This window comes from Paramagnetospirillum magneticum AMB-1 (assembly GCF_000009985.1).
Classification (GTDB): domain Bacteria; phylum Pseudomonadota; class Alphaproteobacteria; order Rhodospirillales; family Magnetospirillaceae; genus Phaeospirillum; species Phaeospirillum magneticum.
In genome coordinates, this window is the sequence record NC_007626.1 from 1,037,198 (window position 1) to 1,058,380 (window position 21,183).

The 21,183-nt window shown below is 56.2% G+C and carries 22 protein-coding genes; 12 read left to right on the plus strand and 10 right to left on the minus strand.

Annotated elements, in window-relative coordinates:
* Positions 1–39: 39 nt before the first annotated feature.
* The gene (gene mamU, locus AMB_RS05005; protein ID WP_008622201.1) at positions 40–933 is read left to right on the plus strand and encodes a lipid kinase MamU; all 894 of its coding nucleotides are present in this window, start codon (positions 40–42) and stop codon (positions 931–933) included.
* Positions 934–1,031: 98 nt separating this feature from the next.
* The gene (gene mamV / locus AMB_RS05010) at positions 1,032–2,018 is read left to right on the plus strand and encodes a CDF transporter MamV (protein ID WP_148207297.1); all 987 of its coding nucleotides are present in this window, start codon (positions 1,032–1,034) and stop codon (positions 2,016–2,018) included.
* Between the two features lie 49 nt (positions 2,019–2,067).
* Here mamV and AMB_RS05015 read toward each other — a convergent pair whose 3' ends face one another.
* Both AMB_RS05015 and AMB_RS25790 read right to left on the minus strand, forming a co-directional pair.
* Positions 2,068–3,363 carry a hypothetical protein gene (locus AMB_RS05015; protein ID WP_231848979.1) on the minus strand — a complete coding sequence of 432 codons (1,296 nt, stop codon included), beginning with the start codon at positions 3,361–3,363 and terminating at the stop codon, positions 2,068–2,070.
* 210 nt (positions 3,364–3,573) lie between these two features.
* Entirely contained in the window at positions 3,574–3,825 is a 252-nt protein-coding gene (locus AMB_RS25790) for a hypothetical protein (protein ID WP_162470166.1), read from the minus strand.
* Between the two features lie 96 nt (positions 3,826–3,921).
* On the opposite strand from AMB_RS25790, the gene AMB_RS05020 reads away from it, so the two are divergent.
* Both AMB_RS05020 and mamW read left to right on the plus strand, forming a co-directional pair.
* Positions 3,922–4,920 (plus strand): chemotaxis protein CheY, encoded by a 999-nt coding sequence (locus AMB_RS05020; protein WP_231848980.1) that lies wholly within the window; start codon positions 3,922–3,924, stop codon positions 4,918–4,920.
* Positions 4,921–5,086: 166 nt separating this feature from the next.
* Complete coding sequence (gene mamW / locus AMB_RS05025) at positions 5,087–5,440, plus strand: magnetosome protein MamW (RefSeq protein WP_008622215.1); 354 nt, start codon at positions 5,087–5,089, stop codon at positions 5,438–5,440.
* Positions 5,441–5,549: 109 nt separating this feature from the next.
* Here the strand turns inward: mamW and AMB_RS05030 are convergent, their stop codons facing one another.
* The gene (locus AMB_RS05030) at positions 5,550–5,960 is read right to left on the minus strand and encodes a helix-turn-helix transcriptional regulator (RefSeq protein ID WP_011383409.1); all 411 of its coding nucleotides are present in this window, start codon (positions 5,958–5,960) and stop codon (positions 5,550–5,552) included.
* A 230-nt stretch (positions 5,961–6,190) separates the two neighbouring features.
* Between AMB_RS05030 and AMB_RS05035 the strand changes: the two genes are divergently transcribed.
* A complete protein-coding gene (locus tag AMB_RS05035; RefSeq protein WP_011383410.1) occupies positions 6,191–7,444 on the plus strand; it encodes a hypothetical protein in 1,254 nt (417 codons plus the stop codon).
* Positions 7,445–7,492: 48 nt separating this feature from the next.
* On the opposite strand, the gene AMB_RS05040 is transcribed toward AMB_RS05035, so the two are convergent.
* Positions 7,493–8,059: a hypothetical protein gene (locus tag AMB_RS05040; protein WP_008622357.1), complete on the minus strand. Its 567-nt coding sequence runs from the start codon at positions 8,057–8,059 to the stop codon at positions 7,493–7,495.
* Between the two features lie 154 nt (positions 8,060–8,213).
* Positions 8,214–8,693 (minus strand): bacteriohemerythrin, encoded by a 480-nt coding sequence (locus AMB_RS05045; RefSeq protein ID WP_043743477.1) that lies wholly within the window; start codon positions 8,691–8,693, stop codon positions 8,214–8,216.
* A 414-nt stretch (positions 8,694–9,107) separates the two neighbouring features.
* Between AMB_RS05045 and AMB_RS05050 the strand changes: the two genes are divergently transcribed.
* From AMB_RS05050 to AMB_RS05085, 6 genes are all read left to right on the plus strand, one after another.
* A complete protein-coding gene (locus AMB_RS05050; RefSeq protein ID WP_043743478.1) occupies positions 9,108–9,374 on the plus strand; it encodes a hypothetical protein in 267 nt (88 codons plus the stop codon).
* A gap of 718 nt (positions 9,375–10,092) precedes the next feature.
* Complete coding sequence (locus AMB_RS23945) at positions 10,093–12,453, plus strand: ATP-binding protein (RefSeq protein ID WP_231848981.1); 2,361 nt, start codon at positions 10,093–10,095, stop codon at positions 12,451–12,453.
* A gap of 158 nt (positions 12,454–12,611) precedes the next feature.
* Complete coding sequence (locus AMB_RS05070; protein ID WP_008622030.1) at positions 12,612–12,890, plus strand: HU family DNA-binding protein; 279 nt, start codon at positions 12,612–12,614, stop codon at positions 12,888–12,890.
* Entirely contained in the window at positions 12,880–13,293 is a 414-nt protein-coding gene (locus tag AMB_RS05075; protein ID WP_011383419.1) for a MucR family transcriptional regulator, read from the plus strand. Before AMB_RS05070 ends, AMB_RS05075 begins: the two co-directional genes overlap by 11 nt.
* Before the next feature lie 693 nt (positions 13,294–13,986).
* Positions 13,987–14,379: a response regulator gene (locus tag AMB_RS05080; protein ID WP_231848982.1), complete on the plus strand. Its 393-nt coding sequence runs from the start codon at positions 13,987–13,989 to the stop codon at positions 14,377–14,379.
* A gap of 67 nt (positions 14,380–14,446) precedes the next feature.
* On the plus strand, positions 14,447–14,908 hold the full coding sequence (locus AMB_RS05085; RefSeq protein ID WP_008622033.1) for a bacteriohemerythrin: 462 nt from the start codon (positions 14,447–14,449) through the stop codon (positions 14,906–14,908).
* Between the two features lie 30 nt (positions 14,909–14,938).
* On the opposite strand, the gene AMB_RS05090 is transcribed toward AMB_RS05085, so the two are convergent.
* Genes AMB_RS05090 through AMB_RS05105 form a run of 5 tightly spaced genes read right to left on the minus strand, consistent with a single transcriptional unit; the run spans position 14,939 to position 19,786 of the window.
* Positions 14,939–16,501, minus strand: a complete 1,563-nt coding sequence (locus tag AMB_RS05090; RefSeq protein WP_231848983.1) for a hemerythrin family protein — start codon at positions 16,499–16,501, stop codon at positions 14,939–14,941.
* A 13-nt stretch (positions 16,502–16,514) separates the two neighbouring features.
* Positions 16,515–17,366, minus strand: coding sequence for a bacteriohemerythrin (locus tag AMB_RS05095; RefSeq protein WP_043746021.1), 852 nt, complete (start codon positions 17,364–17,366; stop codon positions 16,515–16,517).
* A 17-nt stretch (positions 17,367–17,383) separates the two neighbouring features.
* Positions 17,384–17,887: a bacteriohemerythrin gene (locus tag AMB_RS23950; RefSeq protein ID WP_083763430.1), complete on the minus strand. Its 504-nt coding sequence runs from the start codon at positions 17,885–17,887 to the stop codon at positions 17,384–17,386.
* 34 nt (positions 17,888–17,921) lie between these two features.
* Positions 17,922–19,232: a methyl-accepting chemotaxis protein gene (locus AMB_RS05100; protein ID WP_011383420.1), complete on the minus strand. Its 1,311-nt coding sequence runs from the start codon at positions 19,230–19,232 to the stop codon at positions 17,922–17,924.
* 14 nt (positions 19,233–19,246) lie between these two features.
* Positions 19,247–19,786, minus strand: coding sequence for a PAS domain-containing protein (locus tag AMB_RS05105; RefSeq protein WP_043746024.1), 540 nt, complete (start codon positions 19,784–19,786; stop codon positions 19,247–19,249).
* Between the two features lie 167 nt (positions 19,787–19,953).
* Between AMB_RS05105 and AMB_RS05110 the strand changes: the two genes are divergently transcribed.
* Complete coding sequence (locus AMB_RS05110) at positions 19,954–20,727, plus strand: Hpt domain-containing protein (RefSeq protein WP_043743480.1); 774 nt, start codon at positions 19,954–19,956, stop codon at positions 20,725–20,727.
* Positions 20,728–21,183 lie beyond the last annotated feature (456 nt).

The window sequence follows — 21,183 nt, forward strand, 5'->3', positions numbered from 1 at the left end:
GCCATTCCCCGCTGACCAGGGACGGGACGGGGCGGAGCGATGCGCATCGCGGCGATCATCAATGAACGTGCGGGAACCGTCGCCTGCCTGTCGCCCCCGGTCGTCGCCGCCCGGCTGTCGGCCATCTGGACCTCGCTGGGCCATCAGGCCCATGTCACCCTGGCCGAGGGAAAGGACATGGGGCGCGCAATTCGCAAGGCGTGCCGTGATCCCGCCGTCCATGCGGTCATCATCGGCGGCGGCGACGGGTCCTTGTCCCGATCGCTTAAGCATGTGGTGGGAAGCGGCAAGTCCCTGGGTGTCCTGCCGCTGGGAACCATGAATTATGTCGCCCGCCAGTTCGGAGTGCCGTTCGACCTTGACCGGGCGGCGGTGGCCTTGGCCGATGCGGTTCCCACCCCCACCGATTTGGGGCGGGTCAATGACCGTTTCTTCCTGATTCGTGCCTGTCTCGGCGCATTTCCTGAATTCATCCGTTCTCGCGACGAGGCCCGCCGCAAAGGAGGGAGCTTTCTGGACGGAGCCCTGGCCGGGCTGACCGGCCTGGCCCGGGGGCATCGCTTGATCGAAGCGGAGTTGATCGGACCCGACGTCCAAGCCCGGATCGCCACTTCCTTTTTTATGGTGTCCAACAATATGTGCCGGGATTCCGATCCGTTCCAGCTGGAGCGCGAGCGCATGGATGGCGCTACCCTGGGGGTTTATATCGGGCAGGGGGCGGGGCCCTTCAGCCTCATGGATCTGGGCCTGCAGGTGGCCATGGGGCGCTGGGCCAGCAACGAGGCCCTCATCCGAGGCTCCTTGCCCTGGCTGGAAATCCGGACCCGGCAGCGCAAGCCGCTGGTCTCCATCGACGGCGAGGTGGAAAAGATGGAAGCCCCCTTCCGCTTCGACATCCTGCCCGGCGTCCTACCCATGCTGGTGCCCAAATAATCGCGGCCTTGCAAGGTGGTGCGGTTGCCATGGACGGCAGGCAACTGCTATAGAATAAACCACGGTGCGCATTGGCGTCGCCGATGCTGGGAAGGCCGATGAAACCAAGCAAATGCCAGGAATGTCGTGACCGAGCGGCTTGGCTGGACATGTTCACCGCCCTGGCTCTCGCCGTGTTCAAGACCGCTTTGGGGGTGCTGAGCGGCAGCATGGCGCTTCAGGCCCATTCCCTGCATTCCTTCGGCGATTTTCTGACCAAGGGCATCAATCTGGCCAGCGTCAAGCTGTCCAGCCGACCGGCCAATTCCGCCTTTCCCTACGGCTACGGCAAGGTTCAATTCCTGTCGGCCAATTTCATCGGCATCAGCTTGATGGCCGGGGCCGCCGCCATGCTGTGGTACAACGTCACCCATCTCGGCTCCGGCCATGTGCAGGTCCCCGAGGTCTGGGCCGTGTTCGGCGCCCTGATCTCCGCCGGAACCGCCGAACTGATGCATCGCTATCTGCGCTGCGTGGCCGAACACACCAACAGTCCCGCCATAATGGCCGCCGCCGCCGACAATCGGGGCGACGCCTATTCGTCTCTGGCGGTACTGGCGGGCATCGTTTTGTCCATCCTGGGATGGGTGGCGGCGGATCATCTGGCCGCCATCTTGGTGTCGCTGCTGGTTTTGCGCATCGGCGCGGTGATCGCCTGGGACAGCATCCACGGCTTGATGGACGGCAGCGTTCCCTCCCATCGCATCGACGGCATCCGGCAATTGCTGGCCGCCCACCATCCCGGCGTCAGCGTCGTGGACCTGCGCGGTCGCCGCATGGGGGAAACCTGGGAAGTGGATCTGCAGCTTTCCATTTCAAGCCAGGTCACGGTCGAGGAGTGCCATGCCCTGACCCGGGAACTGGAAAGCAGGATCGCCCGGGAAGAGCCGCACGCCTGTCACATCCGCATCCGGTTTATTCCCCAATCTGGGGATGCGACAAAGACCGCCGTCATCGAGACGGCGGCGGCGGTGGATGAATTCGCCTATTTGGTTGAGGCGTCCGCGGCCCTCCGGCCGCTTGGCCACAGCCGCAATGGCGGCTGATCGCGGCGTGCGCCGGATTTGGCGCTCGCCGCTATAGGGACCGGGGCCGCTACGCTGTTGGCGATTGGTTGAGGCGCTGGAAGGCGGCCTCTTGGGAATCGGCGGCGCGGCGCTCTTGCAAGATTACATCCGCATCGTTCAGTCGCTTGGCGGCCACAAGCTTCAGCGGTGCGGCGTCATCCTTTTCCAGCTCGCTGAGGGTATCGTCTCGGGCCGTCAGCGACAGCACGTTCTGCCATCCGGTCTTGATCATCTCCAACAGGTCGAGGGAGAGCGAGGGGTAGCCGCCGAGCATTGTGATCAAGGTGTCGAATTCGGACATCTTGTAAAAGATCTTCGACGACGCTCCCAATGCGGCGGGGGTGGTTCCATCGACGATCCGAGACGATTCCTGGACGGTCCGTTCGAGGCCGGAGGCCAGGATTCCCAACGAGAACTTACTGACGGTCCGCATGATCTCGGCGTATTTCTTTTTGAAGAAGGACCCTGCCTCGCCTTCCTCCCGGCAATAGCCGTGGACCAGCCCCATGAGGTTCATCAGACGATTGAAATGGTCGCTGATCTTCGCCTTGGCGTTTTCCTCGGCGGGGTCGTGAAGCAGGGCTTGAAGCTCTTGAGAGATGCGCAGGGCCTCTTGGACAACCTGGACGCGGCGGTTGGACGGTGGCAGATGCTCGATATCGGGGCCTCGGCCGCCGCCGGATGTTGCGGCCATGCCGATTCCGGCGGTGGCTTTGGACGGCGGCCGGCTTGGCGTCTCGGCGGTCGCGCCGCTCGGCGCCTCGGCGGCATTTTCGGGCCGGGCGGCGGCGGACGGTTTCGGCGGCGCGGTTTCCGCCGCCGGGCGCGGGGCCGTCCCATCGGTGGCGCGGCGACGCGGTCCCTGGTAGTTGGGAAGATCGTTCCGCCTGCGGTCGGGACCGGCATAGCCGCCGCAATTGATGAATTCGCGCGAGTCGGTGAGAAGCGCCGAGACGGCTTTCAGCATCCCCCGCAGAGTGAGGGGGAGGGTGGCGAAGCCGGAGGCACCGGCATCCCGGGCTCGGGTCAGACGCTCATTATCCCATCCTTCCGTGACGCACAGGAAGGGAACCGTCCGGGCTCTGGGGGACAAGTCGCGCCGGATATGCTTCAGCAGGTCGATGTGACCATCGCCGGCCTCCGCCCAAATGACGAGATCGATGGTGGTGTAACGAAGCTGTAAAGTGGCATGTTCAACCGTATCAGTTTCGTGAATTACACTAATTCCAATCTGATTAAGAACGTCGGCCAGTAGACGGCGCTTTTTCTTGTCTGATGAAATCAGAAGGCATGCAAGGTTCTTAAATGATGGTAGAGTCAACATGCATTAACTCATAAGACGGCGGAATTGTATTTAATGAAGGGGTGGTAGATACAGTGGAGAATTCGGTGTGTCTGCCCCATTCCCTCGCCCTCATCTCTCGGTACGCCGAAGGAGGGGTCGCTTGGTGGCAAGCTTATTCCGTATGATGTGCCGAGTCCATGGGAGGCGAGGAAATCGTGTTCGAAAGATGGAATGGCCCGGCTGGCCAGCTCAACCTCGGCGCAAAAATAGCCAGTAAATCTCATAATTCGAGGGTTGTGCTGCGGCCTTGGCAATGCTTCGATACACACCTGATCGGTGGCGTTCGAAAAGGGGTAGATCCTCAAGATGAAGCCATTTGCTGCCTGTAAGGGCCTTGTTGTTATCGCAGACGGCGGCCTGCGCAGGGTGCTGCGTGAGTTGTTGCTTGGGGTAAAGATGCATGATGTCGAATATCTTTCCGATGTCGGAGGGGTAGCGCATGCCCTTCGCGCCAATCCCTCTATCGACCTGATCATCTCCCAAAACGACGTACCGGGCGGCGGGAGCATTGCCATCGCTCGCTTTGTCCGTTGGGAAATGTCCGCTCCCGCCAATACGCTTCCCATCATCAGCCTGGGCCGGGACTGGACGCCGGAACTGCTTCAGGAAACCCGCGAGGCCGGAATCTGCGAGGTCATCGCCATGCCGACCTCGCTGATGGCGGTGCAGGCGAAGCTTTTATCCGCCATGGACGGCAAGCGGCCTTTCATTTCCACCGCCACCTATCGCGGCGGCTGTCGTCGTCGCCGGTCATCCAAGGGTCACCAGGGACCGTTCCGCCGGGCCGAGGACCGCATCGCCGAGCAGCTAAATCAGGCGGTCGAGAAATCGGAACGGCGGGCCATCCGGCGGGAATTGCAGGGAGAGCGTTCCTTGCCGCCGGTGCCCGGAATGGCGGCGGCCGCGCCGCAGAGGGGCTCTTTCGCGGCGCCAGCGCGTCCCAGGGCGGATGAGGCCGAGGAGGACGAAGGGGGCGACCGCCAGACCCGCGCGGTGATCGACAAGGCCTTCGTCATCGCCCGCCTGATCGAGCAGCTTCTGGCGCGGTTGGTGACCACCACCGGCGCCGAGGCGCAGGGGGCTCTGACCACGGCGGTGGCCGATGCCGAAGAGCGCCTTATCAACCTCATGGCGCTGGCGCAGATGCGCATCGAGCAGCACGGCTGCTCCGCGGCGGATATCGAGCGTCTGCGCATTATCCGCAAATCGGTGGATGCCAGCGCGGAATCGCTTCTGCGCGCCCACCTTTCCCGGCTGATCAAGTCCGGCGAGGACATTTTGTCCGGGCGTGCCGGACTGTCTTTCAATATCGGTCGCGCCATGCAGGCTCGCATGAGCTATGCCCAATTCCTGATCAATGTCCGCGGCGGCATCGACATGCTCGACAGCGAGGTCAAGGACGCGGTCAAGAAAGCCCAAGGCATCGTGGCCCAGGTGAAGGAAATCGAGGCAGGGGTGTTGCCCTTGCCGCAGTTCGACACCGCCCGCTCGCCGAAGTCGCAGACGTCCGGCCGTTCTGGGCCTGCGGGCCGCTGATCCGGTTTCGGCGCCGAATTCGGCGCGATCGGCCCCGTTTCCGAACCATAGAAGATGACGTATTTTTCCCCTTCGGCTATGATTGCCGACGGTTTGCCCCGGCCTATGGAGACCGGGTGCTTTCGCCCGGGGATCTCGGCGCGGCCCATGGGTTTGGAAAGCGGCTATGCTGACAGCGATCATCGCCGGTATTTTATTGTTTCTGTTCGGAGTTCTCATCAAAGGCGTGTTCGCGCACGCCATGGTGATTCTCGTCGCCTGGTTGGCCAAGAACGGCCTGCTGCTGGCCTTTCTCCGGACCCGTTTCGGGCGTCGCGTGGTCCGGAACGCACGGTTCAGAACCTATGCCCAGGTAGGGCCGGGCAGCGGACGGCGGCGAGCCTATCAGGTCTTCAAGCGGATGGCGGGGGCCGAGCGGGCGACGGTTCGCGTCCTGACCCGGGTGCGCGATGGTTTCGCCCTGATGATCCGCCGCCGCCCCAATACGGCGGTGGTGCCGCACCGCAAGAATCCGTCTTGAGGGGGGCGGCGGCTAGTGTCCGTCCCTCTGCCTGAGCGCGGCCCTCCAGCCGCTTGGCCGCTCGCTCAATGCTCGCCTGAGCGTCGTGCCTCATATTTGAGGCACGACGCTAAAGCAGCCGCCGGACGTTGATCTTCAGGGCTTCGGCGATCTTGCGCAGCACGATCATGTCAAACCCGGCTTCCAGGGCGGCCAGCGTTTCGAGGCTGATTCCCGCCGTCCGAGCCAGGGACTCGCGGGTCATGCCGCGGTATTCGCGATAGACTTGGACCGGGCTTTGCCCGGCCATCAACCGGTCCGCCACCGTGTGGGGGAACTGATCCCGATCGCTCACGGCGGCGGGGGCGCAGGGCTTTGGGGGCTCGGCAACGGGGGTGGACTTCGGAGGTTCGGGCGCGCGCGGTGCCGCCTGCGGCTGCTCCCCGGTCAGCAGGACGCGCATCTTTTCGAGAATTTCCGCCATCTTGGCGTCCCGCGCACTGTCCGTTTCCGGTGAAGGCACCCCCTTTTCCGTGCCCATCCTTGTCTCCTGTCTTGGCCGAATACCGGACTTGGCGTAAGCCTCGGCCCCAGGCGTTAAGGTTGCCGTATGCCCCCTTCAATTCGCAAGGGGTTTGATAACCCGGCCATAACCATGCTTCAATGCCTATTTATCGGATACAGGCTAGCACGGAATGGCTTTTTCCGTTTTCATCGGCTGGTTCTTTATTTCCTGGGATGCGGAGCGCGCGTGGGGCCAAGGATCGTGGAATGTCATTGAATACCTCCTTCTTAGGCAAGGCATGCATGGTCGTGGCCTCGGACGATTCGCTTTGCAGCTTGATCGCGACATCCTTGCATCAGATTGGATTTGCCGACGTTTTGAAGTCGGGCATCCTGACCGAAGCGATCAAGTTCGCCGCGTCCGGCATCTATGACCTGATCGTTTGCGCCGGTACCGATATCGACGAACCGCTCGACATGATTCGGCGCATCAGAATGGAAACCCCCGAAGGCGTCGTGACCGGGCCGATGATTTGCGTCATCAGTCACATGGATGTCGGCAATCTGTCCATGATGCGCAATTCCGGGGCCAATTGCGTCATGACCCTGCCCATCGGCACGCGCAGCATGCTGAAAAACGTCAATCGCGCCTTGAATGAAAAGCGCGAGTTCATCGCCAACCCGACCTTTCGGGGGCCTTGCCGCCGCAATCTCGCTCCGGGCCTTTACGAAGGGCCGTTCCGTCGCGCTGCCGACCGCCAGGACGGCGCGACGCAATTGCCGTCTCCGTCTCCGGCCCCCCGCAAGCTTGCCGCCAAGGGCCATACCGGGGAGCTGGGCCTGGCCCCGCGCCGACCGCATGCGCCGGCCGTCGTGGGGGAGGATCCCAATTCCCAGGCATCCATCATCTTCAATGGCGTGAGCGAAATCGCCGCCAGAATCGAGCAACTGAAGGAAGCCCTGCATGCCACCGATGATGAACGGACGCGCAAGGTCGTGCGCGCCGAGATCATGGAGGCGGCAGATAGGCTGGTGAACCTCGTCACCCTGGTGGATTTGAACAAAGGTTCCCATCGCGGCCAGGACAATCCGCTGCGGCAGAAGATCGGGGCGATGAAGGCTTTGTTCATCGGCATCTTGCGGCAAATGTCCGTCGGTAGGCTGGATGCGATCATCGCCGATATGGAGAAGTATCTGAACGGCGGAGAAATCGCCCTGGGAGGCGGCGACCTTCTGCAGGAGCGATTGGCCTCGGTGGAGGAAATCGTCGCGGTTCTGGGCGGACGCAAAGCCGACGAAACCATGAAGCGAAAGCTGGATTCCGCCTGGGAGGGAATCGGGAAGCTCCAGAAAATGGAGGCGGAACATTTTGAATTGGCCGATCTGACGCGCAACAAGCGCAGCAAGCGCGGGGCGAGCCGGTTTCGTCCGCCCGCCGAGGCGAATGACGGGGTGGCAAGCCAGAACGGGGTTGCCGATCTTTTGCGTTCGCGTGGGGAGAGGGGGGGGGAGAAGGCTTGATCAGGGCCGTGGGGGGGCGGGGCGGTCGGCGAGTTCGGCGCCGAGCCCCTATTTCAGCCGAAGTTTCTGCTGTCCGGCCAGCCGCGTCACCGTCACGGGCGTTGCCGCGGGCGACGGTCTTGCCGCCGTGATGGGGACCGGGGCTGATCGGGGGGCGGCGGCAGCGACCGGCGGCAGCATCGAGCGGGCGGCGGCCACATCGGCGGCGACCTGCTTCATGCCGCGCCGCAGGGCGGCGTTTTCGGATTTCAGCCGCTTGGCCTGGAGCCAGTTCCGTTCGCTTTGTTCCAGGCATATCTGCAAGATGACCTGGAGGCGGAGCATTTTATTGTCGGCGGGGGGCGCCTGGACAAGGGAAGCCTGGGTGTCGCGGGCTGTTTCGGAAAAGATGTCGGCGGCCACGAAGTCGCCGCCGTTCTCGCGGGCAAATTCGCCCTCCTGAATCACGGATTCGGTCAAATGCGCCAGATGGGCGATAGCGGCCATCATTTCCTGATCGGACGCCGCGCCGGGGGCTCCGGGGATGTTGCCGCAGGCGTCCAGAATTTTCAGCAGAAATTCATGGGATTTCTGCAGGTTCGCCAGCGCTACGGACAGTATCGAAGGATGCGCCATCTCTCAGGACCTTGTGCTGACGCGGACAGGCCCATTCTGTCTGAACCCGTCGGGATCGGCAATCCCATCCGGGCCGTCCTTGCGCACGACGGCCCGGCTTATCCCCAAGCCCGAAGGAGGAGCATATGCCGACGGGGGGCTTTCTTGCCTTTGGCTATGAGACAAGCTCGGTGTCCAGGCCTGCAGCCATATACACCAGGGGGCGGTCATCCACATTCGCGTTGGTCAAGATCCCTTTGTATTGGGCATCCACCACCCGGATATGGTTGTTCAGCCAATCCGTGACCAAATGCGCCAGGGTGCCGATCTTTTCGATACTGCCCGTCTGGCGGTAGTCCTGAATGATGCGGGTTACTCGGTCGGCAAAGGCGTCGTGCGCCGCGATATGCTCGACCAGATAGGCGTAGTCGGCCTTGGCCATGGCCTTTTGCTCGCGCAGGAAGTGCCCCTCGATATATTCCTCGAGGATATTGATGGAGGTTTCGATGAGGTAGGGCTGATCGTTGTCGGGCGTGGAGGTCACGTCGCTCATCAGAGCTGCCAAGCGAAAGAACGCCTGATGATCTTCGTCGATAATTTCGACGTTCACGGATAAATCATCGGTCCATTCGGGGAGCGGATTGGTCTGGTTCATTCCTCGTCTCACGACCTGCTTGAACGGGCGGCCCAACTACGGCAATACCCCATGCCAGAGTCACATAGTCAGCCAGCGCGACCAAAAGTCAACCGGGATCGCCGGCAAATCCGGCCAAAGTCCAAGCTGCATTCCAAAGCCGCGAGGCTTCCGATCCGAACCTTGGGGAAACGGCCCGAACCTTGGGGAAACAGCATCGGCGGCGTCTCCCGCGGGGCGAATCATCTCGAATTCGATCACTAACTGTAGCATGAATCGGCCCAAGGGCAGAGAATAAAAATAAGTCGCAATATTTGATGGGCGGCAACATATCTCCAAGGATGCAACAATCGTTTGACGAGCCCCGCCCGTATGGGGCCCAATTCATGGGGCCATGCGGCTTTTACCGGGGCTCGCAATCGAAAGGGGAGAAGTGTGGCGCATAATAATGCTTTCGGCTTCGAGGAGATTCGCCGGGCGGTAAATTCCGCAGGATGGCTTCGGCTGCTTTTGGTCGTGGCCATTGGCCTGACGGTTGCGATCTTGTTCGTGCATCTTTTCGTCGCGATCGCGGTGGGGGCGCTGTGCATACTTTTCGTTCATCATGCGGTCCAGCGCGCCATGGGGCCGGGAACCCGGATTCGGTTGCGGATGCCGCCGGCAATGTCCGCGCGATTGAAGGGCTGGATGTGGCGCAAATGACGGTTCCAGTCCGACAAGGGGGCCTGGATGGATGTGTCGTTTGCCGGTGGCCTATTATTTCAACCTAAGCGAGCGTGCCGGCGAACTGGCCCTTGGGCGCCCGGTTCAATTTCCTGGCCTGTGACGTGATGGCAATGCACACGCTGTCCGAGGATCGAAAGTTTTTTGGACAAATCCAAGCGATTCGAGATACAGCAGGACGAACGCAGGCAATCATTTCGGGCGACAATGGCAATATTCGGGCGAAAAACTCCACCCATCCAAGTCGGTGACAGATTCACAAAGGCAAATGACCACACCAGGAAAGTCTGGGAGGTGTCCCGCCTTTGGACGGCGGTCGATGGTGTCCCCCATGCCCGGCTCGTGAACCAGCATGAGACGTTGATGGTGTCGGTTGGAACGTTGAATGATCAAGAGTTCTTCGTGGTCGTTCCTGTGAAGCGGAACGAACCGTAAAACAGATCTGCGGTGGCGAACGGGCGAGAACTCTACCACCTAATCATGCTGGACGGATTTTGGGGATGGGCGGGAAATATCCATCCAGATATAGCTGATTAGGTGAATACCACATCCGGGAGACATTGGCCGATCAATGCATGAGGGCAGAGCCGAAATCTTGGTAGGTAACTTGGCGGTATATGGCTTTTGAAATAGGCATGATACCTTTGCTGCGTGAAGGGCTTTAGTCGGACAGGCTTACGTGCTGGAGTATTTGCCTATGACCTCCGCTGCACAACCAAATGCTGCAATTTCAGTTTTATCATTTCGAAGGCTAATGGTTGGGTCTGCTGCATTATGGACAGCGGCAGTCTTGCTTTCGTTTTGGATGGCGGCTGAAAACGAAAGGCAGCAAGCAGTGCGTTTGGCAGTTCAAGAGGCACGAACCAGCGTGCAAACAGATATTGGTTTCCGCCATTGGGTCGCATCTCATGGTGGAGTATATGTGGCTCCTGACGCCCAAACTTCCCCAAACCCGTATTTGAATGTCCCCGACCGTGATGTTGTAACCACGAACGGCAAACACCTGACCTTGATGAATCCTGCATACGTGCTGCGTCAACTGATGCAGTCGGGATTTGTTGCCAAGGGACGAATTACGAGCATGAAGCCCCTCAATCCGGAGAACGCCCCGGATGAATGGGAGCATCAGGCTCTTCTGCTTTTGGAGCAGGGTGAGACAGAGGTAACTGAAAAGGTTCTGAGCAACGGAAAAGCGGCTGTCCGTGTTATGGCACCAATCCGCGTCGAGCAATCCTGCCTAACTTGTCACGGCGATCAGGGCTACAAGGTTGGCGACCTGCGAGGAGGTATTGATGTCACCATTCCATTGGAGAAATCCAATGAAATTGCGTCAACGGAGATCAAAAGATTAGCTTTAAACCATGCAATATTCTGGGCTCTGGTGATGTCTGGAATTGGCTTGATGTGGGGCATAGGTAAATCACATATTCGGAAGCATGAATTATTAACTATACGGCATTTAATAACTCAATTCTCAAGAGACCGAGCGGAGGAACCTGTTTACTGGATTAATGAATCTGGGTTGATTTCATATGTGAATGATTCTGCATGTTCGCTTTTAGGTTATGATGAGAGAGAGATGTTGAATCTACATGCATCTGAATTAAATCCGGACCACCCTCGTGAAAAATGGGCGGAGCATTGGCGTTCTTTAAAAGAAGAAAGATTCCTGCGATTTGATGCAACTTTGAAACGCAAAGACGGATCGACGCTTCCGGTCGAAATATCGGCAAACTACCTCTCCCATGAGGGGCAGGAATTTGATGTGGCTTTTGTTCGAGATATGAGTTCGCACAAGGAGGCCACAGTTAAGATTGCTCACTTGACGGATATTTATGCGGCTTTGAGCCAAACCAACAAGGCCATCATTCGCAGCAAAAGCCGCCAGGAACTCTTTGATGCCATCGTTCGAATCTCGGTGGATTTCGGGCATTTTCGCATGGCGTGGATTGGCGTGGTCGATGACGCGAGCCGAGCAATAGTTCCAGTAGCTTGGGCTGGTGAGGGGATTGCCTATTTAGATGGCCTGAAAGTGTCCGCTGATGCTGATAGTCCTTATGGGCAAGGGCCATCAGGACAATGCATTCGTGCTGGCGAGCACCGCGTTGCTGAAAATTTCTTTGGAACCCAGATAACAGCACCTTGGCAGAAGAGAGCGGCGTTCTTTAATTTTAATTCATCGGCCGCATTTCCACTAAAAAATCAGGGAAAAACTATTGGTACATTGTCACTTTACTCAGATGTTCCGGAATTCTTTACTGACGACCTCATCGAACTTCTGACGGAGATGACCGATGAAATTTCATTTGCCTTGGACCGAATGGACCTGGAGGCAAGTCATCGTCAGCACGAAGCCGAGCAGAAAGAACTGGTCGAACGCTTGATGGCATCCAATACGGAATTGGAACGCTTTGCCTATGTCGCATCTCATGACCTCCAAGAGCCACTGAGAACCATCGTCTCTTTTGCACAATTGCTGGATCGCCATCTGGGCGACAAGCTTCCACCGGAAGACCGAGAAAATTTTGAATTCGTCGTAGGTGCAGCAAAGCGGATGGGGCTGCTGATCAACGACCTTTTGGCATTTTCCAGAGTTTCGGCAAAAGGTGTCTCGTTCTCCCGCATCTCACTGACGGCTGCATGTTCAGCGGCACAGGATAATCTCAGAGAGGTCATTTCCCAAAATCACGCGGAAATCACTGTAGGCCAGCTTCCCGAGGTGATCGGCGATGATGTCCAATTGATGCAGGTGTTTCAGAACCTGGTCGGCAATGCTGTCAAGTTCCGCCACCCTGACCGTAAGCCTCAAATATCCATTGATGCTGAGCAGAAAGACGGCAAATGGCAGATTGCTGTCCGCGACAATGGCATTGGCATTGCGGACACCACCCAGGATATTTTTGAGATTTTCCGGCGGCTCCATGCTGGAAATCAATATCCAGGAAGTGGCGTTGGACTTGCGATCTGCAAGCGGATCATCACACAGCATGGTGGGCAAATTTGGGTGGAGTCAGAACCTGGGCACGGAGCCACCTTCCGGTTCACGGTGCCGGTATAGATTTGGGAACGCATAGCGGCGAGGTTTGGGTCGAGCAATCGCCGTCAGGTGGCTGACTTTCCTGCTTACCTTGCCGACTTCTGAGTAAATCCGTTTGGTTGACGATGCCTGTTCGTCGTGCCATTCGTTACAGCCATGCTTTTCGCAGGGAGGGGCAAATGAACAAGTCCGAATTGATCGCCGCCGTTGCCGATGGTGCCAACATGACCAAGGCCGACGCGGCAAGTGCCATCGACGCTGTATTCGAAGCCGTCACCGCCGCCATGAAATCGGGCGATGACGTGCGTCTTGTTGGCTTCGGGTCTTTCTCGGTTTCTGCCCGTCCTGCACGTGAAGGCAGGAATCCGCAGACTGGCAAGACCCTCACCATCGCGGCCAGCAAGTCTGCCAAATTCACCGCTGGAAAGAGCCTCAAGGACACCATCAATGGCCGATGACATCAAGGCTCTGACCACTAAGATCGTGGCCGCCTACCTGAGCAGCAGCACCTTGGCGGCCACTGAAATCCCAACCCTGATCAAGTCCGTTTATTCGACTTTAGCCGCTACGGACAACCCTGCTTCAGCACCGGCTGAACAGCAGCAACCTGCCGTTTCGGTGAAGCGGTCGGTGACCCCCGATTACATTGTCTGTTTGGAATGTGGTGATCGGCAAAAGATGCTTAAGCGACACCTCACGACTGGGCATGGGCTGACTGCCGACGAGTACCGGGCCAAGTGGGCTTTGCCCAGGGATTACCCTCTGGTCGCCCCGGAATACGCCGCACGCAGATCGGAGTTTGCGAAAGCTGTTGGGCTGGGCTATTCCCGGACGAACCGGAAGCCCAAATCAGCCACCTGATGAACAGGGAAGGGATAGTCATGCCGCCACGTAAGGCTTCCAAGCCCGCAACCGCCCCCAAGCCTGCCAAGGAAGCCAAGAAGACTGGCCGGTCCACCAGAGGTCCGCCACGCCATCGTCGAATCTGAATTCGCCAAGTTGGACCTGAACCTGAGACGTGGCGTGGAAATCAGGGAAGAAGGTCGCGGCAGGGGCGTTTGAAGCCGGTCGTGCCGCTGGTCCGTCTCTGGCCCTTCACCCTGGTGTCCATGGGAAAGATTCTCGGAAACAAGTAAGGGGCGTCCCCCTGCCAATTGAAGTCATTCAATAGCAATAATGGAATATCTTGGCTGTTGTTCTGGGGCACGTGGTACTCATTGGTAAGTGCCGATTGATGGCCGCAAATTAGAGCGTCGTGCCTCAAATGTGAGACGCGATGCTCGGGCGAGCATTGAGCGAGCGGCCAAAGCGGCCGGAGGGCCACGCTCAGGCGGAGGGCGTACATAAGGCCCAAGGAAGGGGGCGCGCGCCTTACGGCGCGGGGAAGGCCCTGCGACTGCAAGATTGGGGCGCTCGCGCCCGCCCGCCGTTGCTGAGGGCTCTGCGATGATCGGTTCCGGTCAGCGCAGATTGGTATAACGTAACCAAGATGAAAGTGAGAAAACCATGTTTCCACGAATCCGAAGGGCCTTGGTCGTTGATGACGCTAAGCCGATGCGGGAACTGATCAGAATCGCTCTGGGTTCCTTTCATTGCCTCGATGTCATCGAAGTGGAGGATGGTACGCTCGCATTCGGTGCCGCCAACATCGTCAGCCTTGAAGACGGCGAATTGACTGATGGCAGCACGGATATCGTTTTCCTCGACTGGATGATGCCCATGCTCGACGGCATAGCCTGCACTAAACTGATCCGTTCAGGCGGGCTTGATGGCTTTAATGCCGATGTTCCAATCGTCATGGTTACGGCCAGGACAGAAGATGAATGCGAGAGAACGGCTTTGGATGCGGGCGTCACCGTTTTTGTCAAGAAACCCGTCTCACTTCGCTCACTTTCCGCCGGAATTGCTGAAGCCCTGACCAAAACACCTCAGAAGGTGCTGGCGTAGCTTCCCCCTTAAAAAGGGAAGTGATCGAAAAGACTGTAGGGCATAGAATACCGCAGCGAATGTCGGCTTGATCGGCAGCGAGGACGATATGCTCAAGCTCACGCAAGATATGATGATCGGACACCCGATTATTGACGCCGATCATAAGAAGCTCATTAGCATAATAAATCAATTCTTGGTAACTGCGAAAATATGCGAAACATTAGAGGGGGAAGTTGATGGGCAGAATGAAGCTGCGATGCATGTGACGCTGAAGCAGCTAATTGCCTACACTCACGAACACTTTGAGAGAGAAGAAAAAATACAAAGAGAGTGCATGTATCCATATTTCGACATGCACGCCAGAGAACATCGCGTTTTGAAGACTCAGCTTGAGGAAATGGCATCGGCCTATTTCATCACGAAGTCGAGGATGGTCAACCGTCAATCACTTAACGAAATGAGCGAATTTTTAAGAATGTGGCTGTTTAATCATATTATGAAGTTTGACATGAACTACAGAGACTGGGTTTGCCCAAAGGGTAATTAGGGCATCTCGAAGGCTGGCGTTGCTGTTTCGCTATTTTTCGACAATATCAAAGTCCTGCAAAGACGCGGCTGATCCGAGTTCCATTTCCAAGATTTTCCCGGCCAACTCATTTGCCTCGATGGCTGCTGATTTTGCGGTGGAACTCATAGCGTCCAATCCACCGATTACCGCAGCCAAGCTTGCCACCCGGCCCATTTGTCGCCGCAAGATATCCCCGATCCCAAGGGGAATGCCCTGCTTGCCGGACAAAATATCACTGCAAAGCCGTACGATTTTTTTTGCAGCCGTCACGGCCAGAGAATCCGCACTTTTCGTCAGTGCATGCCGTATCTCGCCCAGTCGTTTAAGCTGAAAATTAGAGCACCCGCTCACCTGTACACGAGAATCCGCAAGCTCCATAAGGTTAATCAATCTCTCTGTTGATGTCGAAATATCATACAGTATCCTTTTTTTATGACTATCATCTGTCGTTGAGCTTGTCTGGAGGTTGACGTTCATAATTCTTGCCGCTAACTCATACGCATTTTCTATCACGATGCCAGTTTGCTTGTGTACAGTCTCGCTGCCAATGCCATCATCATATTCGCCATTCATCTTGGCGATCATGATGCGGTCAATGCTAACAATATGCGTGACAAGCCAATTATATATTATAAAGAATAGTTTCTCACTTCCGCTGCCATTATGAAGGTCATCGCGATTGATTCCGTCAAGCTTCTCAACGAAGCCCGCATGAATACGTTTGTGCTTATCTCTTTCATCATAATCAAAGGAGTCCATGAGAGACTCTTCGTGCTTAAAATGCATTTTCACATAATCTGAAAGCCCATCGATGACGTCATCGACGGCCTTATTTTCATACTCCGCACTTGAAGTTGCCCCGAGTATTTTCAGGAAATCGATAATTTTGCGGTGTTGATCATCGATGTCGTCCCGGCCAGTGGCAATCGCCGTAGACCAACCAATTTCAGCCTTCATATCGACCGAAGATGAAGGGGCTATTGCCTCTCGGGGCTTACCTCGCGGCTTGACCTGCCGCTGATCTGCGGAAGGAGCAATCACAGGGGAGCCTTCTTGACGGCGGGTCAGGGTATCATCCGCCCGTCTAAACGGCCCTTTGTAGCCCTTCATAATCGCCGAGCGTCTGTCCGGCCCATGGAAGGCCGGAGAAGAAATAAAAGCCTTCTGCGTAGTCATTGCAGCCGTGATCGCCATTTGAAGCGAATGTCGGGTTATGGGTAGGGTGAGCGAAGCGGATATGCCCCCGTCTCTTGCCGCGATTAGCTCATCGGCGGTCCACTGGTTATCCAGGGCGATTACGGGAAGGGATTGAGGGGGTTGCCCTTCTCCCCAGCGGACATGCTTCAAAACCTTTAGATGCCCAGTTCCACCAAGCTTATCGCACAGGATGATATTTATGTTTGATGCGTTTCCATGCTCAAGGAGCAGCATCGTGTGACTAATGTCTTTTGTTTCTTCCTGAACGACAAAGCCACACTCACGCATCACAGAAACAATAAGCTTTCTTGTCGCGGCATTTTCGATGGCGACGAGTGCATTAACGTCAAATGAGGACGAGGCTACGATTGCCATATGCGGCGTCCACCTACGATTTATCGGGCCGCTTTTTTAGAACATGGAACAAGAACTTCGATAAATCTCTTGGATTAAATGGCTTCTTAAATGCCCCTGTTGCACCAATAGCCATCGACTTTGCCATTAGATCGTTGTCATCCGTAGCTGAAAATATAATAACTGGAATACAAGAAATATATTCTTTCTGACTTGCTCTAACCGCGGCAACAACGGAAAATCCGTCCACTGGCTCCATATTCAGGTCCGTTATTATGATATCCGGGACAGGATCACTGAATGCCAATTGAAGCCCTTCAATTGCATTGGACGCCTCAAGCACGACGGAAGCCCCCATCACAGATAACAACTTAACCAACAATGTTCTGCTTGTTGCATCGTCATCAATTACGAGTGCCGCCACATCCGAACACGGCAGGCGGAACAATTTCTGCTCACCGTCAGGTTCCAGGCATTCATTTGAAGGGGCTACCCACTCCCGCAAATTTGTATCAAACTTTTTCACATGTCCAATAAGCCAAGTCTTTAGAAACTCGTTTAATTCCGAAATCGATCGCTCATTAAGTGGCCGTGTTTTTGCGATAAAATATGTCCTGGCAATGTCCTGAACCTGCTCCAACAGGGCCTTGTGCTCATGAAAATGCATATTGTGGTAGGGATACATGCACTCCCGCTGAATCTTCTCTTCCCTGGCAAAATGCTCCCGGCCATAAGAAAGCAATGCCTTAAGAGTTTCATGCATCAACTTTTCATTGTTTAGCGACGCCGAGTGGTCGTTGAATTCATTAATAATGTCTATAAGACGTTGATGATCAGCATCAATGATGGGGTGCCCGATGCGAAGGTCGTCGGTTAGCTCAAGCATCCACATTTCCTTTACTTTTAGGTTTCATGCTCGGCTTCCATCGCCAGATAGACCAGCGGGCGATTATCAACAGCGGAATTATTTATCCAACGTTTATATCTCTGGTCTTCATTTGCAATGTGGCTGCGTAGCCAGTGGGCAACCAAGGGCGGAAGGTCATCGGCTGCGGATGTAATGCCTTGCTGGAAGACCTCTGAAATCGCCTTGATCCGGGCACGGAATTGATTGTGCTTGAGGCGATGTTCAGCAAAATTCGAATAACTGACCTTACGCATAGCTTTTTCTTCGCGAAGGAAATGACCATCGACATACTCTTCAAGAATCGCCAATGAGCTTAATACGATCACGCCTCGGTCGCCGCCACTCAAGGTGTCGTGTAGTAATTTTGCGAGTTCGAAGAATGCCTTGTGATCTGCATCAATTGTTTCATTTCCAACAGACATTTCTGGTGAAAATTCAAAAATTGAAATGTTCGATTTATTTACGGCCATACCCGGTTCATTGGCTTGTTCACTTGGCATAGAAATACCCATTCACATTGAAAACCAAAATCGCTTACCGCCCGCCAATTCGGGCGATAAAGCCATCAACCTCGCGGCTAAGATTTTCAGACTGCCGTGACAATTCTGATGCAGCATCAGCAACCTGACCAGCGGATTCGGTAGCTTCAGCGGCAGTCGCTTGAACCGTGATGATCGCTGAGGAAACCGAGGACGTTCCGGTTGCAGCTTCCGCGACATTACGTGCGATTTCCACGGTGACCGCATTTTGCTCTTCCACGGCACCGGCCACGGCGGACGATGTTTCCTCGATCTGGGATACGGTTCGAGTGATTTCCTGAATCGCCTTGATAGCTTCGGCGGCGACTTCCTGGATATGGGCCACCTGGGAGGTGATGTCTTCGGTTGCCCTGGCCGTTTGGTTCGCCAAGTTTTTGACCTCGTTCGCCACCACGGCAAAGCCCTTCCCGGCATCACCGGCACGAGCCGCTTCGATGGTGGCGTTGAGAGCCAGAAGATTGGTCTGGGCGGCAATGTCATTGATCAAGCTGACGATGGCACCAATTCGTTGGGCGGCATCACTGAGGCCATGAACCGTCGTATCGGTACGAGACGCGACACCGGCTGCTTCCGAGGCTACAGCGGCAGCACGATGGACCTGGGTACTAATCTCCTTGATGGAGGCAGAGAACTCCTCGACGGCAGAGGCCACAGCCTGGACGTTGACCGAGGCTTGTTCCGCCGCTGCGGCAACCGTCATGGCTTGGTGGCTGGTGTCGGTAGACTGTGCCGACATGGCCCCCGAAGATGCTTCCAATTCTGTCGCTGCGGCAGCCACGGCGTTCACGACCGGCTTTACCTGATTGTTGGCAAAGGCGATGAACTCTGCGTCTCTGGCTTCCATTCGCTTCAAAGCTTGATTGATGGTCTTGGCGTACAGAACGAAATCGCCACGCAAACCCGTGGTGATGATCCGGCGGTAATATCGACCATGATTGGCGGACTCGACGGCGGCAAACGCCTCTTTTCCAAAGGCTTCAGCGAGGTCCAGCAAACGGTTGATGCTGTGTTGCAAGGCTCCAATGCCACCGCTGCCTCGAACGTCCAGAATCCGAGCGTTGAGATCACCACTGGCGGACCGGCTGAGCACGTGGATCGCAGTGGACAGATCACCTGCCATTCGTCGAGCAGAACCACCGATCTTGACGCCTCCGACAACGCCAAGCAGGGATACCGCAATCACGACCCAAAGGGCGATGCTCGAACCACCAAGCAGCCCGAATGTTCCCGCCAGTAAGCAGATCGCCGAAGGAACCAGCATCCCAAGGGATAAGGTTCGGGCATATGAGCCGAGGGTCGTTTCCATGTGGCTGCCTCTGATCAATTTTCTGGCGTGATGGTGAAGATGAAACGGTCATAGCTATCGAATCCCGCCGTTGCTACGGCGTCGTTCAGCATTTTCCATGATCGCTCAAGCCCGACCTTCGAATCTGGATGGCGGCGTTCTTCTTCCATCAGCGAACAGTAAAGCGGCTTGATCGTCTCCAATGCGGCCTTCTCGGGCACCCGTCGATTGGAGTGATATCCGATGATCTGACCGGCAGCGTCGAAGTTCGGGGTGACATGGGCGAATACCCAGTAGTTGTCACCATTCTTCGCCATGTTGTTCACATAGGCGAATATCTCCCGACCATCGGCTATGGTGTCCCAAAGCAGTTTGAAGACGCATCGTGGCATTTCGGGGTGCCGTATGACCGAATGTGGTTTCCCCATCACCTCGGATTCGGCATAGCCGCTGACTGTCAAAAACACGTCGTTGACGTAGGTCAGCCTTCCTTTGGGATCGGTCTTACTGACGATCAGTTCGTCATGAGCAAAAGTTCGCTCACGGCCTGATGGAGTTTTACGGTCACCCGCCATCTCCGACACCTCTCCCAGATTGAATGGATTGTGAACACGGCTTCATGGGCATACTGAATGGATAAATGAATGGTAAACGATTGTCATAAAGGTATCGCATCTGTTTGTGAATTGCGATAGGGTTCTGATCGGCGACAAGCCGTAGACATTGTGAAATTGGGGGCACAATGAGCCGAGAAAGTGGACACGATCAGTTCGCGGTTTTCGATGAAATTCGAGACGAATTTTTCGATGACGCAATGGAGCGGCTCCGTGCCCTTGAATTCGTTCTGGATAACGGCAGCCATGGCCGAATCAACCGTTCGGAACTAATTGGAAACTTTCGGCGGCTCGCCCTGTATCTGCGTGGACAGGCGGCAGGATTCGGTTTGAATGCCCTCTGTACGATTGCCCACAAGCTCGACGAATATCTTGCGGACGCCCCTGAAACGCTGCCTCCGCGAATCTGGATCGATCTTGAAACCTATATCGATGAGTTATCTAAACAGGTTGGTAGTCGCGGCACAGAAATCCAGCCCGATTTCTCCCGGCTCCCACAAAAACTTGCTTCAACACTGGATGAAATCGAGATCAGACGCATCGAAGTGATGCTGGTTGCTCCCCATGGGGCACAGTCGCATTTCGTTGAACGTGAACTTCGCCAATGTGGCTACAGAACTTCAGTGGTCCCCGATACCGTCTTGGCGTTGTCAATGGTGGTTCAGACGAAACCAGACCTCATTATCATTTCGGCAGTCATGCCGGGATTGGATGGAATTGATTTCGCGATAGGCTTGTCGGCCATGCCCTCAACCCGCAACATTGCAGTCGCCGTCATTACCAGCCTGGATCGGGACGCAGATGTATTGACGCTGTTGCCGAAGAAGGTTCCCGTCATTTTTAAAGGCCCGAACTTCGCAGACGACCTGTTCAAGGCTCTCGATAGCCTGTTCATGATTTAGTCGGGTGATCGCTGCCAAGCACCTAACTTGGCGGATTCTCCAGTCGGCCACAGACATCACAGAAATGGCATTTCTCGTTTATCCATTGCCGAATGCCTGTTAACACACCGCGATTCGTACCGCGTTCCAGCAAGTAGCCGTAACAGGCCATCATGTTGGGAAATTCCATCTCATACAGGATCGGAATTACGGCCTCCCTGATCGCCATGGGGGCTTCGGCTAAGGTGTCGCACATCTCGGACTCCTTCCCCGCCTTACACGGGGCACCGCCATACTAATGGCGTAAAAAAACAATACCTCCGAATGAGTTCGGGTTAAATAACAATTAACGCAGCAACGATCTTTTGCGGTGCAGCGGCGAGGGACGTCACGATACCGGCTTCCGGGGCGAAGCATATCGAAGACCGTCGCACATTTCCCACTTTCAGCGAACAAATGCCGAATTCAGCCAAATTG